Here is a 15,344-nt window from a genome sequence, read left to right as displayed (position 1 = left end):
GCTGGTATGGACAGTGAACTGAGCGTCATCGTGGCGGCGTTTGGTTACCTGGCGCTGCTGTTCGTGATTGCGGCCTGGGCCGACCGTCGCGCCAGACAGGGACGTTCGGTCATTGCCTCCCCCTTCGTCTATACACTATCGATCGCTGTCTACTGCACTGCCTGGACCTTCTACGGCAGCGTGGGGCGCGCTGCCGACGCCGGCCCCAGCTTCCTGCTGATCTACCTGGGGCCGACGCTTGCCATGCTCTCCGGCCCGCTGATCATCCGCAAGATGGTGCGCATCGCCAGGGCTCAGCGCATTACCTCCATCGCCGACTTCATCAGCGCTCGCTATGGCAAGAGCAGCCGCCTTGGCGCGCTGGTGGCCCTGGTCGCCTTGATCGGCATTACGCCCTACATCGCCCTGCAGCTCAAGGCCATCACGCTTAGCCACGCGGTGCTGATGCACCACCCGGTGGCTCCCTCCGGTGTCACGTCGGCAGCGAGCTTTCTGAGCGACAAGTCCTTCTGGGTGGCGCTGGTACTGGCGGTGTTCATCATGCTTTTCGGCACTCGACACCTGGATGCCAGCGAGCGCCATGAAGGCATGGTCGCCGCCATCGCCGTGGAGTCACTGGTCAAGCTGGTGGCCTTCCTAGTGGTAGGCCTCTTCACCGTTTTCATGCTCTTCGACGGCCCTGCCGATCTATTCGCCAGGGCCGCCGCCCAGCCACAGCTACAGCATGCACTGGGCCTGTCGGCGGTGCCGGGCGGTGCGCTAGGGTGGATCGGCACGCTGCTGCTGGCCTTTCTGGCCTTTCTCACCCTGCCCCGCCAGTTTCAGGTGCTGGTGGTGGAAAACGTGGACGAGCGCCACCTGCTAAGGGCCAGTTGGCTATTCCCTCTCTATCTGCTGATCATCAACCTGATGGTCATTCCCATCGCCCTGGCCGGCCTGCTGCTGAGCGGCACCGGCAGCGATCCGGACAGCTTCGTGCTGACCCTGCCACTCTCCGCCGGCCAAGAGGGCCTGTCGCTGTTCGTGTTTATCGGCGGGCTATCCGCGGCCACCGGCATGGTGATCGTTGAGACCATCGCCCTCTCGACCATGGTCAGCAACCAGCTGGTGATGCCTGTGCTGCTGCGGGCAACATCGCTATCTCGACGCCTGCGTGGCGATCTCTCGGGTTGGCTGCTGGGCATCCGCCGGATCGCCATCGCGCTGATCCTGCTGCTGGGTTACCTCTACCATGCCCTGATTGGCGACGCCTACAGCCTGGTGACCATCGGCCTGGTGTCCTTCGCCGCCGTCAGCCAGTTTGCCCCGGCCCTGCTGCTGGGCCTCTACTGGCGGGGGGCCTGCGGCCTCGGTGCCGGGCTCGGCATACTGGTTGGCATCGCCGTCTGGAGTTACACCCTGCTGTTACCGGGATTCGCCCAGTCGGGCTGGTTGCCCATGAGCTTTGTCGAGCAAGGCCTTTACCACCTGTCCTGGCTGCGCCCCTATGCCCTGTTCGGGCTCGATGACTTGGACATCTACAGCCATTCGCTGCTGTGGAGTCTTATGGCCAACATTGGCGTACTGGTGGGCGTCTCGCTGTTCACCCACCAGAATCGACTCGAACAGACACAGGCGGCGCTCTTCACCGGGGCTCTGACCGAAGGCATCGATACCGCTCCGCTATGGCAGGGACAGACGACCCGCGGCGCCCTTCGCGACCTGCTCAAGCGCTATCTGGGCAGCACCGCGACTAGCCGTGTGCTGGCAGAAGCAAACGCTACCGATAACATCACCAGCATAGAGGCCAGCGTGGCTACCACTGACGGTGAGAACGCGGCCGCCATGGACGCCTCTGCCTCGCCGCAGCTGATCGCCCGGGCCGAGCAGGCGCTGGCGGGGGCACTGGGCAGCGCCTCGGCCCGGGTCTTGATCAATTCCGTGGTACGCGGTGAGGCACTGGATATGCAAGCGGTACTGCGCATCCTCGACAGCACCTCCCAAACGCTTGAGTACAACCGCCGTTTGGAGCAGAAGTCGCGGGAGCTGGCACGTATCGGCGAAGAACTGCGCGGCGCCAACGAACGGCTGCGCGAACTCGACCGGCTCAAGGACGAGTTCGTCGCCATGGTCAGTCATGAACTGCGCACGCCGTTGACCTCGATTCGCGCCTTCGCCGAAATCCTGCGCGACAGCCAGGACATGCCCGAAGACAAGCGCGCTCAGTTCCTGGAGGTGGTGGTACTCGAGAGTCAGCGCCTGTCGCGACTGATCGAGGAGATTCTCGACCTGGCACGGCTCGAGTCCGGACGCCTGACCCTGCATCCAAAGCCGCTGGACCTAGTCGCCCTGACTCGCCAGAGCCTGGCCGCCGTGCAACATCCGATCGAAGAGCGCGGTGTCCACCTCGAGGCGATCATCGACCTCGACGAGGCCCAAGTGGTTGGCGATCCGGACCGCCTGGAGCAGGTGATCATCAACCTGATCGACAATGCCGCCAAGTTTGCCGCCGACCAGGCACCACGCGTGCTACTGCGCCTTGAGCGTCATCGCGGCCACATCCGGCTGAGCGTGGAAGACAACGGGCCCGGCATCGCCGCCGATGAGCGCGAACGGGTCTTCGAGAAATTCCATCAGCTAGCGCAACAGAGTCCCGCCAGCGGCCACACCCGCGGTCGCCCCCGGGGCAGCGGTCTTGGACTGCCCATTAGCCGCGGCATCGTGTCCCAGCTCGGCGGACGGCTGTGGGTCGAGGATGCCGACACCCTGGATGGCGCCAGCCTGATCATGGAGCTCCCCGATGCGCCAAGGGAAATGCAGGCATCATGATGTCACGGGGCAGGAGTCAAGAGCCGCGAACCACAAAGCCTAGCGCGAGGTGGCACCGACCAGCGCCGACGCCCGCCCCATCAGGCGACGGATGGCCTTCAGGTCAAGGCGCAGCAGCATATGCTCCGCCTCGTCGAGATCGGCAAGCAGGATCCAACCATCGGCCAAGCCTCCCGCGCGCAGCTGGCGAGACTGGGAAACCAGCAGCAGTGCCTGAAGCCGACTCATGGCCGCGTGCAGCGCCATTGCCTCCCGCACGTCCAGCGCATCCGCACAGACCAGTTCTGTGAGGCGCAGACGAGTATCCACTCCGCGACAGCCGTACAGTACGCTCATCAGGCGCACGGCATTCTGCAGCGGTATCAGTCCCTGGCGCTTTAGATTCACCGCACCGCTCTGAGGCGCTTCCTTGTCATCACCATGCAGGCGCCCTAGCAGGTCCAAGGCGACCGGTGTCTCCTCCAGCAGACTGGCCATCTCGTCGAGAAAGCCACCGGCGCGGGCCAATCGCGCAAGGGCCCGGTCACGCAGGGCATCGGCCAGGTCCGCGTCGCCGAAGACCGGCGAGAAGTCGAGCAGAATATTGGTCTGCTGCACGCGCTTGACTCGCCGCTCGGCACTCCAGATGGCCAACTGAGCGTCCCACTCAGAGAGCCGTTTGCGCCACATCGGCCAGCGGGCCATGACATGGCCCTGACACAATGGCAGACCAGCGGCGGCCAAACGGTCGGTGAAGCGCTCTCCCAGCGCCTGGAAGTAGCCATCGATCTCAGTATGGCGCGCATCCGGGTAGTCGCCGATGATCATGGCATTATCCTGATCCGGCGACAGCAGGCTCTCGTGGCGTGCGATGGAGCCCAGCACCAGCACGCAGAACGCTCGCGGTGGCGGCCCCCACCCCGTGGCCCGCATCTCCTCGAGGGACGCCGCGATGGCCTGCCGATAGAGCCATTGATCGTGATCGCTGATCAATTGACTGATGCGCCAAGCCGGCAGGTCCAGGCGTGTGAGCGCCTCGACCAGCTCGAGCTGCCAGGTCTTGGCCGCCGCTAGGCTTGGTGTGGCCCCCAGGCGCTCCAGCGCATCCACCAGCGGCGTCAATGCTGACGAAAGCCCGGCGGGCTCGGGTAAGGTCTCTCCGGCGAACAGCGCGCGCCACGGCGAGTGTCGGTACAGAAAGGTCATAGGGGCTCCCTGTCAGCCTCCCTAAACCTGGAGTGTAGTGCCTTCCCGCAAACGACGACGCCGCCGCCCGAAGGCAGCGGCGTCGTCGCCAATCACCGAGAAATCTCGCTCAGCGAGGCATCAGCGCGGCGTGAACATGTCGTCACCGACATCGTCGATAAAGCGCTCGGCCTTGCGAACCATCAGTTCATCGCAGGCCTCGCGCCCCGACACGACGTCAGAGCGCTCGAAGCGGTGCTCGAGGGTTTCGCCGCCGGCTACTGGCTTACGAATGAAACCGCTGACGCGATACTGGCCGCCGGTGTCCTGGGGGTCTGACGAAATCAGGTATCCCTGATACTCGACGGGTTCAGCCTCACGAGATTTGGCGGATTCTCCGGCCCCAAAGAGTCCGGGGAAGAGTTTCTTCAGCATCCTGCCCTCCTTTTCGCCTCGCCGCGCCAGGGCCCACATGAACCCTGGCGATCAGCATCAGCTTTGGTCGCGCCCCTTGCCGGCGGCGATACGCAGTCGCAGGGCGTTGAGCTTGATGAAGCCTTCGGCATCTTTCTGATCGTAGGCGCCGGCGTCGTCCTCGAAGGTCGCGATGGACTCGTCGAAAAGCGACTGTTCGGACTTGCGGCCAACGACGGTAGCGCTGCCCTTGTAGAGCTTCAGGCGTACCACGCCGGAGACGTTTTTCTGGGTCTCGTCGATGGCGGCCTGCAGCATCTTGCGCTCCGGGCTCCACCAGTAGCCGTTGTAGATGACCTCGGCGTACTTGGGCATCAACTCGTCCTTGAGGTGGGCCGCTTCGCGGTCCAGGGTCAGGGACTCGATAGCCCGATGGGCACGCAGCATGATGGTGCCGCCCGGTGTTTCGTAGCAGCCGCGGGATTTCATGCCCACGTAGCGGTTCTCGACGATATCGAGACGACCGATACCGTTGTCGCCGCCCAGCTGGTTGAGCTTGGACAGGACTTCATGCGGTTTGAGGGTCTCGCCGTCGATGGCGACGATATCGCCTCGATCATAGGTCAGCTCGATGTAGGTCGGAGTATCCGGCGCGGCCTCAGGAGAAACGCTCCAGCGCCACATGTCTTCTTCTGCTTCTTCCCACGGATCCTCCAGGTTGCCGCCCTCGTAGGAGATGTGCAGCAGGTTGGCATCCATGGAGTACGGAGACTTCTTCTTCTTGGTGGAGAAATCGACCGGAATCTCGTGCTGCTCGCAGTAGGCCATCAGCTTCTCGCGAGAGTTGAGGTCCCACTCACGCCACGGCGCGATAACCTTGACACCCGGCTTCAGCGCATAGGCGCCGAGCTCGAAGCGCACCTGATCATTGCCCTTGCCCGTCGCACCGTGAGAGATAGCGTCGGCGCCGGTCTTGTTGGCGATATCGATCAACCGCTTGGCGATCAGCGGGCGAGCGATGGAGGTGCCCAGCAGATATTCACCCTCGTAGATGGTATTGGCACGGAACATCGGATAGACGTAGTCGCGCACATACTCTTCACGCAGGTCCTCGATGTAGATTTCCTTGACGCCGAGTGCCTCTGCCTTGGCGCGCGCCGGCTCGACTTCCTCACCCTGGCCGATGTCGGCCGTGAAGGTCACCACCTCACAGTCGTAGGTCTCTTGCAGCCATTTGACGATAACGGACGTGTCCAGGCCGCCGGAATAGGCGAGAACGACCTTCTTGACATCGGACATTCTGGGCTCCTTCGCTTGCAGTGTGTAAAGGCACGACACCGTGGCGCCGTGCCCCTTAACATTCAGAGATAGCCTTCAAGTATAGCGCCGATGAGCGCTGGAGAATACCGCCGGGGCGGGGCGCATGGCTGACAAAGATGGTAGACTCTCGCCCATTCGTCAGCCGATGCCGACGCAGTTTTTCATTTTTGGTTAGGGAGAGGTGCATGAGCGAGGCGAGCGCCCAAGGCCTGATGGCTCAGCGATTTCGCAGCTTTCTGCCGGTGGTGGTGGACCTGGAAACCGGCGGTTTTGACGCCAAAGGTGACGCGATCCTCGAGATCGCCGCGGTAACGCTGAGCATGGATCCGGACGGCAACCTGATTCCGGACGCAACCTATGCCTTCCATGTCACGCCCTTCGAGGGAGCAAACGTCGAGCAGTCGGCGCTGGATTTCACCGGCATCAACCTCGATGACGCGCTGCGCAAGCGGGTAGCGCTGAGCGAGTCGGAGGCCATGAACGAGATATTCCGGCCCGTGCGCAAGGCGATCAAGGCTCACAACTGTACTCGCGCCATTCTGGTCGGGCACAACGCAGCCTTCGACCATGGCTTCCTGAACGCCGCAGTCAACCGCTGCAATATCAAGCGCAACCCCTTCCACCCGTTCTCGAGCTTCGACACCGCCAGCCTGTCGGGCCTGGTATACGGCCAAACGGTACTGGCAAGAGCCTGCCGCGCAGCCGGCATCGAGTTCGACAACACCGAGGCCCACTCGGCCCGCTATGATACCGAGCGGACCGCCGAGCTGTTCTGCTCGATCGTCAACCGCTTCAAGGACCTTGGCGGCTGGAACCTGGCCCAACGCGAGCAGGGCATGGACGAACTCTAGCGCTAGCCCCGACTCCGAACCGCACCAGCCCAGGCGCCATCCATGGCGACGCCTAACAGGCCTGAACAGAAAAAACCCTCGCCAGCCCAGCTGACGAGGGTTTTGCTTTTAAGCAACTGTTGCGACAGCGCTTATTCGCTAGCGTTTTCTTCGTTCGCCTTGGCGCGCTCAGCAGCGGCTTTTACCAGCGTCTCGAGCTCGCCGTTCTGGTGCATTTCAACGACGATGTCGCAGCCACCGACCAGCTCGCCTTCGACCCACAGCTGCGGGAAGGTCGGCCAGTTGGCGACTTTGGGCAGCTCGGCACGGATATCCGGGTTGTCGAGCACGTTGACGAAGGCAAAGCGCTCGCCGCAGGACATCAGGGCCTGGACGGTCTGGGCAGAGAAACCGCATTGCGGCAGCTGAGGCGTGCCCTTCATGTAGATCAAGATCGCGTTTTCGCTAATCTGCTGCTGGATGTTCTCGACGGTCGTGCTCATGACGAATTCCTTCTAATGAATGCTTAGTGTCCTGACCATTCTACTGATGCCAGCAAGACGAATATAGCCCCGCCACTGGCTTCCCCATCGCATCGCGTTGCGTGATGCTCAGCGGCTGGCTAGGATGGGGTTTTTGCGCGCGGAGTAACCTCATGGCGACACGCCATTTCCTGACCCTGCTTGACCTCTCTCCCGAGGAACTGACGCACTTGGTGCGTCGCGCCATCACCATCAAGAATGGCCTCAAGACCCACGGCCCAACCTATACGCCGTTCGCCAACCGCACCTTGGCGATGATCTTCGAGAAGTCCTCGACCCGCACCCGGGTATCCTTCGAGACGGCCATGGCTCAGTTCGGCGGTCACGCCCTCTTCCTGTCCCCACGCGACACTCAGTTAGGGCGCGGCGAGCCGATCGGTGACACTGCACGCGTACTCTCGGAAATGGTCGATGCGGTCATGATCCGAACCTTCGCCCACTCAGGGCTCGAGGAGTTCGCGGCCGCCAGCAGCGTGCCAGTCATCAATGCCCTTAGCGACGATTATCATCCCTGCCAGCTGCTGGCCGATGTCATGACATGGAGTGAACTACGCGGCAACATACGCGGCAAGACCGCGGTATGGATCGGCGACGGCAATAACATGTGCCATTCATGGATCAATGCCGCTCGCCAATTCGGTTTCAAGCTGCGCATCTGCTGCCCCGAGGGTTATGATCCCGACCCGACGATAGTGGCCGCTGCTGGCGACCAAGTGAGCATCCTGCGCGACCCTCAGGCAGCGGTGGCAGATGCAGACCTGGTGACGACCGACGTCTGGGCCTCAATGGGCCAGGAAGAGGAACAGGCCAAGCGCGAAGCGGACTTTGCTGGCTTCCAGGTCACCGAAGCGATGCTCGACCTGGCAGCCCATGACGTGCTCTTCCTGCACTGCCTACCGGCACATCGTGGCGAAGAAATCAGCACCACTCTGCTCGATGATCCACGCGCAGCAGTCTGGCAAGAAGCCGGCAACCGCCTGCATGCCCAGAAAGCACTGCTCGAGTTTCTGTTGCTGGGGCGCGTCGAAAACTGAGATCGATGCCGGTATCGCCCTCAGTGGGCGATACCGGCCCGCCTACCCGATCCAACGCCGACGCGCGCTCGGCACTTCACTCACGAGCATAAAAAAGTTATAGACATAAAAACGCCGCGAACCTGAGTCCGCGGCGTTTATAATAGTCGGTTGGTGGAGCCTAGCGGGATCGAACCGCTGACCTCAACACTGCCAGTGTTGCGCTCTCCCAGCTGAGCTAAGGCCCCACTATTGCTGCTTACCCGCCAGCTTGCGCATCACAAGAATGTGACTCTTGGCATAGCTTGAACGTTAACAGCATGGAAAACGAGGGCTACCCCCGAAGACGAGATGCATAATATACAATGGGTTAGATATCGTCAACCCCTTTCCCCAGCCCCCGAGTTTGCCATAACGTTGCCGCCGCCTGACTCGAGTCACCATCGACGCCGCCCGACCGAAACATGGCTACCATGAGCGTCGCTGCACCCAGTAAATTAATGTAATCTAATCCTTAAATGGCGGCATCATCCACGCCTTGCCGAGAATGACCACTCACCGCCGAAGGATCCACAGGAGGCATCTTGATCAAGGTTCTCATCGCCGACGACCACCACCTGGTCAGAACCAGCATTGCCCATCTGCTCGACGCGGAAAAAGGCATCAAGGTGGTAGGTGAAGCAGCCGATGGCGAAGATGCCGTGACTCTGGCTCGTAAGCTACGCCCCGATATCGTGTTGATGGATATCCGCATGCCAGGCATCGGCGGCCTGGAGGCAACACGCAAGATTGCCAAGACCATAGACGACTGTCGCGTTCTGGTGCTGACGGCCTTCCTGGAGGAAACCTTCGCCCAGCGCTTGTTAGACGCGGGTGCCTGCGGCTTCATCGGCAAGGGCGCCGAGCCACCGGAAATGGTTCAGGCCATCCGTGCCGTATTCGACGGCCAGCGCTACGTCAGCCCGGTCATTGCTCAACGCCTGGTGTTGTCTAAGCTCGACACTCCAGAAAACCCCTTCGACAATCTGTCGCAACGCGAGCTTCAGGTCGCCATGATGATCGTCAACTGCCAGAGGGTCAGCGATATATCGGACAGCCTCTTCCTGAGCCCCAAGACCGTCAACACTTATCGTTACCGCATCTTCGAGAAACTCGGGGTGCACTCGGACGTCGAAATGACGCACCTGGGACTGCGCTACGGACTGGTGGACGGCTACCAGCACGACGCCTGAACCGCCCCGACTGCGGGTTCTGGTATGCTGGCACTTCACTCGTGAAGCACTAAGCCCCATGACCTTCGACGCCAAGCACTTCCTCAAAACCGTCAGCCAATCCCCCGGCGTCTATCGCATGTTCGACGCCAAGGGCGACACCCTGTATATCGGCAAGGCCAAACGGCTCAATGCGCGCTTGGCGAGCTATTTTCGCGGCGCCCTCAACACCAAGACTCAGGCGCTGGTAGTCCGTATCGCCGATATCCAGGTGACCGTTACCCACAGCGAAACCGAGGCCCTGCTGCTCGAGCAGACGCTGATCAAGGAACTGCGGCCGCCTTACAACATCCTGCTACGTGACGACAAGTCCTATCCCTTCGTCTTCGTCAGCGACCGCCACCCTTACCCTGCTCTCGAATACAAGCGTGCTCGCAGCCGGCGTGACGATGGCCGCTACCTAGGCCCCTACCCGAGCAGCGGCGCAGTCCGCGAGAGCCTGTCGCTGATGCAAAGGATCTTCCGCATCCGCAACTGTGAGGACAGCGTATTTTCCCATCGTACGCGCCCCTGCCTGCAATATCAGATCCAGCGCTGCAGTGCACCCTGCGTCGACTACATCAGCGAAGCGGACTATCGGCGCGACCTTGAGCACGCCGTGATGTGCCTGCAGGGCAAAAGCGAGCAGGTGACCGAACAACTGACCCGCCAGATGGAGGCCGCCAGCGAGACCCTGGAATTCGAGGAGGCCGCCCGGCTTCGCGATCAGATTCAGCAGCTGCGCAGCCTTCAGCGTCAGCAATATGTCGATACCGACGGCGGTGACGCCGACATCTTCGCCCTGGCCCAGCGGCCAGGCGCACTCTGCGTCTCGGTGCTGACCGTGCGTGAGGGGCGCATGCTCGGTGCACGCCACCACACGCCCGACAACGGCCTCGACCTGGGGCCTGAAGCGCTGCTCACCGAGTTCATCAGCCAATACTACTTAGGCCAGGTCCATGAGCCCGTCGCCGAGATCATCACCTCGCACCCGCTGGCTGACACCGAGCTTCTGCAGGGCGTCCTGTCCGAACAAGCCGGACGCCAGGTCCGCCTGACGCATCGAGTGCGCGGCCACCGCGCTCAATGGCAGCAGCTCGCCCAGACCAACGCCGAACAGCACCTGGCCACACAGCTGGCCAACCAGACGCAACTGGCGAAACGCTTCGAAGCCCTGCGCGACGCGCTGGGCCTGGCCGAAGTGCCCAAGCGCCTGGAGTGCTTTGACATCAGTCACAGTCACGGCGAAGCCACCGTGGCATCCTGCGTGGTGTTCGACCATGACGGCCCGGTAAAGTCCGACTATCGGCGCTTCAATATCGAAGGCGTGGCAGCCGGCGACGACTATGCCGCCATGCAGCAGGCGCTGACCCGGCGCTTCAAGCGCCTCGCCGAGGGCGAAGGCAAGCGTCCGGACCTGCTGTTCGTCGACGGTGGCAAGGGGCAGTTGAACATGGCCCGCGAGGTCTTCGCCGAACTCGGCGTGACCGGTGTAGGGCTGGTCGGCGTGGCCAAGGGCACCACCCGCAAGCCAGGTCTCGAGACCCTGTTCGTCGAAACCATCGACCACAGCCTGAGCCTCGAAGGCAGCTCCCCGGCCCTGCATCTGGTTCAGCATATCCGCGACGAATCGCACCGCTTCGCGATCGCGGGCCACCGGGCGCGTCGTGACAAAGTCAGGCGCACCTCGACCCTCCAAGACATCCCCGGCGTGGGCCCCAAACGTCGCCGTGAGCTGCTGCGCTTCTTTGGCGGACTCCAGGGGGTACGCCAGGCCAGCCGCGAAGAGCTCGCCCGAGTTCCCGGCATCAGTGACAGCATGGCGAGGGCGATTCATCAGGCGCTGCATGGATGATAGCGCGACGGCCATATAGAATGGTGGCCCTCAGACTTCAGGCAAGGACAAGCGGCGCTCAGATGAACATCCCCAACATTCTTACCCTCGCCAGAATCGCCTTCATTCCGCTGTTGGTGGTCATCTTCTACCTGCCTTATGGCTGGAGCATGCTTGTGGCGGCGGCGCTGTTCGGGCTGGCTGCCATTACCGATTGGCTCGATGGCTACCTGGCCAGGCGCTGGAACCAGAGCACCCCCTTCGGCGCCTTCCTCGACCCGGTCGCCGACAAGCTGATGGTCGCTGTCGCCCTGGCCTTGCTGATCGAACGCTACGATGCAGCCTGGCTGACCCTGCCGGCACTGGTGATCATTGGCCGTGAGATCGTCATTTCGGCCCTTCGCGAGTGGATGGCCGAAATGGGCAAACGGGGAACCGTGGCGGTGTCTTCGATCGGAAAGATCAAGACCACGCTGCAAATGGTCGCCCTGCTGCTACTGCTCGGCTTCCCAGCGGACAGCCTGATCGCCCAAGTCGGTATTGCCACCCTGTACCTGGCGGCAGCGCTGACGCTGTGGTCCATGCAGCAATACCTGCGCGCTGCCTGGCCTCATCTTTCTCGCTCGATGTAGCCCTGACAGAACAATGAGATGCGCATAAGCGCTTGACACTTACGCACTTATGCGTATAATTCGTCCTCGAGTCAGGCGGGAATAGCTCAGTGGTAGAGCATCGCCTTGCCAAGGCGAGGGTCGCGAGTTCGAATCTCGTTTCCCGCTCCATCATCGCGATGGTTGACTGACTCAGTGAGGCTGGATGGCAGAGTGGTTATGCAGCGGACTGCAACTCCGTGTACGCCGGTTCGATTCCGACTCCAGCCTCCATTTCTGATTTGCCCCGCTCGAACCTCCCCGCCCGGATGGCGAAATTGGTAGACGCAAGAGACTTAAAATCTCTCGGTGGTAACACCGTGCCGGTTCGAGCCCGGCTCCGGGCACCAGCTCATTGAACCCTCTCCTGTTGTTATTTCTGATCACTCACAGCATGGTGCGTGTTCTTTTTGCGTGTCTTTGCTGTCGATCCTTCATGCAAATACGCATCAGACAACCCCATGACAAAGCCCATGACGCTGTCATTTCCGCCTTGCCCCGTGGTCTGAACGTGAGACCGATCTCAAGACCATTCTTGCAACAACCCTTGGGAATAGCGTCTGCCATGCCGCCAAGGCACATGATACCCTAAGCACCTTCCTAGCAACGGGCGGTGCATACTGCGGCCCTGACGCCCCCAATGCTCACCCCCGTTATTTCGCCGCCAAACCGGCCACATCAGCAAGTACATCGACAAGTACATCGACATGCCCCTTCCTCGCCTTCGCGACCCCTATATCAATTACCGCAATCGCCATCTGTTGCACGTGATGCGGGTCACCCTGGCACTGACGATCACTTTTGCCTTCATCGATATCTTCAAGGTTCCCCACGCCAGTTGGGCGCTGGTGAGCACCGTGATGGTGATGGGTAACCTGCCCCATATTGGCGGCGTGCTGGACAAGGGGCGCCAGCGACTGATCGGCACCGTTCTGGGCGCCGCCTGGGGCATTCTCATTACGCTGGCACCCAATCCGCCTCCCTTGGTGGTACCAATCTGGACACTGGCCGGCATTGCCGCCGCTACCTACGTGACATTCAAAGGCCGCTACGGCTACAGCGGCCTGATGTTTGCCATCAGCTTGCTGCTGGTGGTCGGCGATGGCACGCAAGAGCTGGGCACGGCACTATGGCGGTCATTCAACGTGCTGGTCGGCACCCTCATCGGCATCCTGGTTACCGCTTTTGCCATGCCGCAGAAGGCCACCGACGTGCAGCGCTTCCTGCTGGCCGAGACCCTCGACAAGCTGGCCCGGCTGTATCATGCCTACACCAGCTCTACCGGCTCCCAGGATCTCGATACTCAGCCGCTCTTGAAGTCATCGAGCAGCCTGGTAATCAAGCAGCGAGGCCTTGTCGATGCGATCCACCGCGAACGTCGCCTGAGACGCGAAGAGCTCGACACCATCATCTCTCTCGAGCGGCGGATGCTTTCGACCATCGAGCTGCTGCTCGAAACCCACTGGACGACCCGTGACGGCCATGATCATATCGCCGCCATGGAGGGCCTGCGCGATCAGCAGCATCGCCTGGCTCGCGACCTGGGCACCCTGGCCTTCCAGGTACGTACCGGCCAGCCTATCGACGTCGAACTGGCTCCCTTCGACCTCGAGCGCTATGCAACCAATGCCCGCCAGGCCACGGCGACCAGTGGTCGAGCGCTGTTCAGTCCGGCCGGCTATCTATGGCTCAACCGGGAGCTGGCCCGCCTCACCCAGGAACTGGTCGACACCCTCAGCGAATTGAGGCGCTTGCCTAGCCAGCGACTGCGCAAACGGGCCAAACATCACGTACTGACCACGCACACGACCTTACCCGACGACAGCAACCCGCAAGGACCCGCCTCATGACGCGCGCTTCGCATCCGCAAGACGTTCTGATTCTCGGCGGCGGCGCGGCCGGTCTCGCCCTGGCGCTGGAGCTGGCGGATAGCCGTCCGGTCACTCTGTTGCGCCCGGCCAGCGACGATCACGGCGCCAGCCGCTGGGCCCAGGGCGGGATCGCCGCCGTACTATCCCCTCAGGACAACGTCGAAGCCCATGTCCAGGACACCCTGGTTGCCGGTGACGGCCTGTGTGATGAAAAGGCGGTTCGCTTTACTGTGGAGCATGGTCGCAGTGCCATCGAATGGCTGCTCTCGCTGGGGGTTCCTTTCACGCCGGATGCCCGGGAAGACGCGCCCTACCCCTTCCACCTGACCCGGGAGGGCGGTCACGGGGCACGGCGCATCATCCATGCTGCCGATGCGACCGGCCAGGCGCTGATCGAAACCCTGCTCGAGCATGCCCGCCGCCATCCTGCGATTACACTGCGCGACGACCTGGGCGCCATCAGCCTGTTGCAAGATGCCAACGGCGCCTGCCAGGGCGCACGCTGCCTCGACGGACAAGGCCGCATCGAGGACATTGCGGCCGCCGAGACGGTGCTCGCCACCGGCGGCGCCAGTGGGCTCTGGCGTCATACCACCAGCCCGCTACCGGCCTGCGGAGAAGGCATGGCGATGGCCGCCGAACTGGGGGCAAAACTGATGAACCTTGAGTTCCAGCAATTTCACCCCACCTGCCTGTACGACCCGGAGGGCACGCCTTTCCTGATCAGCGAGGCCGTGCGCGGTGAGGGCGGCATTCTTACCACGCTCGACGGCCACCGCTTCATGCTTGATATCGACTCGCGGGCCGAGCTGGCGCCTCGGGATATCGTGGCTCGAGCCATTGACGCCAAAATGCAGGAAACCGGCGCCAGTCATGTACTGCTGGACATCAGCCACCTTCCAGCGGCCACCCTCCAGGCACACTTCCCAACCATCCTTGCCCACTGCCTGCGCCGAGGGATCGACATCACCCGACAGCCGATTCCGGTGGTGCCCGCCGCCCACTATAGCTGCGGCGGCGTGGCCACCGACCTCGACGGCCGCACCGGTGTAGAGGGCCTATTTGCCATTGGCGAGGCGGCTTGCACCGGCCTGCACGGCGCCAACCGCATGGCCAGCAATTCACTACTGGAGTGCTTGGTATTCGCACGAGCCGTCGCCGAGGTTCTCAAAACCACGTCGACAGAGCCCCCTTCTCGAATACGACAGCCAGTCGATTTGCCTGCCGACAACCGCACAGAGGCCCCGCGGCAACATGTCGACAGGTTGTTCCAGCGACTGCGGGCGATCATGAGTCGACGTGTCGGCATCGTACGAGACGATACCGGGCTTGGCCGTGCCGAGGAAGATATTGCAAAGCTCATCGAGGAAAGCCGCGCACTGTGTCTGGCCCATGCCCCCGCCCGCCAGCTCGCCAGCCTATGGCATGCCGTACGGCTGGCGGGCATGACCGTCCAGGCGGCCCAAGGGCGCGGTGAGTCTCGCGGCCTGCACTTCAACCGCGACCACCCGCACCAAGAACACGGCACAGCGCTTGCCTCGAGCCTTCAATTACCCGCGCGATGGCGAATCTAGGTATCAGGTAGCGTAGCGTCAATGGGCGCGCGCCAGGTGGCAAATGGCCAGGCGCCAGGCGTGCAGGAAGACAC

The 15,344-nt window shown here is 62.3% G+C and carries 12 protein-coding genes and 4 tRNA genes; 11 read left to right on the top strand and 5 right to left on the bottom strand.

Annotated elements, in window-relative coordinates; translation table 11 throughout:
* The first annotated feature begins 6 nt into the window (after positions 1-6).
* Positions 7-2,808, top strand: coding sequence for a sensor histidine kinase (locus HUS66_RS09985; protein ID WP_175070766.1), 2,802 nt, complete (start codon positions 7-9; stop codon positions 2,806-2,808).
* Positions 2,809-2,847: 39 nt separating this feature from the next.
* On the opposite strand, the gene HUS66_RS09980 is transcribed toward HUS66_RS09985, so the two are convergent.
* The 3 genes from HUS66_RS09980 to HUS66_RS09970 all read right to left on the bottom strand — a co-directional run bounded on the left by HUS66_RS09980 (position 2,848) and on the right by HUS66_RS09970 (position 5,685).
* Positions 2,848-3,993 carry a DUF294 nucleotidyltransferase-like domain-containing protein gene (locus tag HUS66_RS09980; RefSeq protein ID WP_175070765.1) on the bottom strand — a complete coding sequence of 382 codons (1,146 nt, stop codon included), beginning with the start codon at positions 3,991-3,993 and terminating at the stop codon, positions 2,848-2,850.
* Between the two features lie 120 nt (positions 3,994-4,113).
* Positions 4,114-4,407: an HlyU family transcriptional regulator gene (locus tag HUS66_RS09975; RefSeq protein ID WP_175070764.1), complete on the bottom strand. Its 294-nt coding sequence runs from the start codon at positions 4,405-4,407 to the stop codon at positions 4,114-4,116.
* 57 nt (positions 4,408-4,464) lie between these two features.
* Positions 4,465-5,685, bottom strand: coding sequence for an argininosuccinate synthase (locus HUS66_RS09970; RefSeq protein ID WP_175070763.1), 1,221 nt, complete (start codon positions 5,683-5,685; stop codon positions 4,465-4,467).
* Between the two features lie 206 nt (positions 5,686-5,891).
* Between HUS66_RS09970 and rnt the strand changes: the two genes are divergently transcribed.
* On the top strand, positions 5,892-6,557 hold the full coding sequence (gene rnt / locus HUS66_RS09965; protein ID WP_175070762.1) for a ribonuclease T: 666 nt from the start codon (positions 5,892-5,894) through the stop codon (positions 6,555-6,557).
* A gap of 131 nt (positions 6,558-6,688) precedes the next feature.
* Here the strand turns inward: rnt and grxD are convergent, their stop codons facing one another.
* Positions 6,689-7,039 carry a Grx4 family monothiol glutaredoxin gene (gene grxD / locus HUS66_RS09960; RefSeq protein ID WP_175070761.1) on the bottom strand — a complete coding sequence of 117 codons (351 nt, stop codon included), beginning with the start codon at positions 7,037-7,039 and terminating at the stop codon, positions 6,689-6,691.
* Between the two features lie 152 nt (positions 7,040-7,191).
* On the opposite strand from grxD, the gene argF reads away from it, so the two are divergent.
* Entirely contained in the window at positions 7,192-8,112 is a 921-nt protein-coding gene (gene argF / locus HUS66_RS09955; protein WP_175070760.1) for an ornithine carbamoyltransferase, read from the top strand.
* Positions 8,113-8,263: 151 nt separating this feature from the next.
* Here the strand turns inward: argF and HUS66_RS09950 are convergent.
* A tRNA-Ala gene (locus HUS66_RS09950) sits at positions 8,264-8,339 on the bottom strand.
* Between the two features lie 336 nt (positions 8,340-8,675).
* Between HUS66_RS09950 and uvrY the strand changes: the two genes are divergently transcribed.
* From uvrY to nadB, 8 genes are all read left to right on the top strand, one after another.
* Positions 8,676-9,323 carry a UvrY/SirA/GacA family response regulator transcription factor gene (gene uvrY / locus HUS66_RS09945; protein ID WP_175070759.1) on the top strand — a complete coding sequence of 216 codons (648 nt, stop codon included), beginning with the start codon at positions 8,676-8,678 and terminating at the stop codon, positions 9,321-9,323.
* A gap of 58 nt (positions 9,324-9,381) precedes the next feature.
* On the top strand, positions 9,382-11,196 hold the full coding sequence (gene uvrC, locus HUS66_RS09940; RefSeq protein ID WP_175070758.1) for an excinuclease ABC subunit UvrC: 1,815 nt from the start codon (positions 9,382-9,384) through the stop codon (positions 11,194-11,196).
* Between the two features lie 62 nt (positions 11,197-11,258).
* Positions 11,259-11,807 carry a CDP-diacylglycerol--glycerol-3-phosphate 3-phosphatidyltransferase gene (gene pgsA, locus HUS66_RS09935; protein ID WP_175070757.1) on the top strand — a complete coding sequence of 183 codons (549 nt, stop codon included), beginning with the start codon at positions 11,259-11,261 and terminating at the stop codon, positions 11,805-11,807.
* A gap of 75 nt (positions 11,808-11,882) precedes the next feature.
* Positions 11,883-11,957, top strand: a tRNA-Gly gene (locus tag HUS66_RS09930).
* A 28-nt stretch (positions 11,958-11,985) separates the two neighbouring features.
* Positions 11,986-12,059, top strand: a tRNA-Cys gene (locus HUS66_RS09925).
* 29 nt (positions 12,060-12,088) lie between these two features.
* Positions 12,089-12,175: transfer RNA gene (locus HUS66_RS09920), tRNA-Leu, on the top strand.
* Positions 12,176-12,532: 357 nt separating this feature from the next.
* On the top strand, positions 12,533-13,675 hold the full coding sequence (locus HUS66_RS09915) for an FUSC family protein (protein WP_175070756.1): 1,143 nt from the start codon (positions 12,533-12,535) through the stop codon (positions 13,673-13,675).
* Positions 13,672-15,270, top strand: a complete 1,599-nt coding sequence (gene nadB, locus HUS66_RS09910; RefSeq protein WP_175070755.1) for an L-aspartate oxidase — start codon at positions 13,672-13,674, stop codon at positions 15,268-15,270. The genes HUS66_RS09915 and nadB overlap by 4 nt, the downstream gene beginning before the upstream one ends.
* Positions 15,271-15,344: the final 74 nt, after the last annotated feature.

Source organism: Onishia taeanensis, assembly GCF_013349955.1.
Lineage (GTDB): Bacteria > Pseudomonadota > Gammaproteobacteria > Pseudomonadales > Halomonadaceae > Onishia > Onishia taeanensis_B.
This window is presented reverse-complemented; position numbering and strand designations above follow the sequence as displayed.

Bases quoted from the DNA above. Each gene is read 5' to 3' on its own strand.
- HUS66_RS09985 (WP_175070766.1), top strand. From the start codon at position 7: ATGGACAGTGAACTGAGCGTCATCGTGGCGGCGTTTGGTTACCTGGCG.
- HUS66_RS09980 (WP_175070765.1), bottom strand. From the start codon at position 3,993: ATGACCTTTCTGTACCGACACTCGCCGTGGCGCGCGCTGTTCGCCGGA.
- HUS66_RS09975 (WP_175070764.1), bottom strand. From the start codon at position 4,407: ATGCTGAAGAAACTCTTCCCCGGACTCTTTGGGGCCGGAGAATCCGCC.
- HUS66_RS09970 (WP_175070763.1), bottom strand. From the start codon at position 5,685: ATGTCCGATGTCAAGAAGGTCGTTCTCGCCTATTCCGGCGGCCTGGAC.
- rnt (WP_175070762.1), top strand. From the start codon at position 5,892: ATGAGCGAGGCGAGCGCCCAAGGCCTGATGGCTCAGCGATTTCGCAGC.
- grxD (WP_175070761.1), bottom strand. From the start codon at position 7,039: ATGAGCACGACCGTCGAGAACATCCAGCAGCAGATTAGCGAAAACGCG.
- argF (WP_175070760.1), top strand. From the start codon at position 7,192: ATGGCGACACGCCATTTCCTGACCCTGCTTGACCTCTCTCCCGAGGAA.
- uvrC (WP_175070758.1), top strand. From the start codon at position 9,382: ATGACCTTCGACGCCAAGCACTTCCTCAAAACCGTCAGCCAATCCCCC.
- pgsA (WP_175070757.1), top strand. From the start codon at position 11,259: ATGAACATCCCCAACATTCTTACCCTCGCCAGAATCGCCTTCATTCCG.
- HUS66_RS09915 (WP_175070756.1), top strand. From the start codon at position 12,533: ATGCCCCTTCCTCGCCTTCGCGACCCCTATATCAATTACCGCAATCGC.
- nadB (WP_175070755.1), top strand. From the start codon at position 13,672: ATGACGCGCGCTTCGCATCCGCAAGACGTTCTGATTCTCGGCGGCGGC.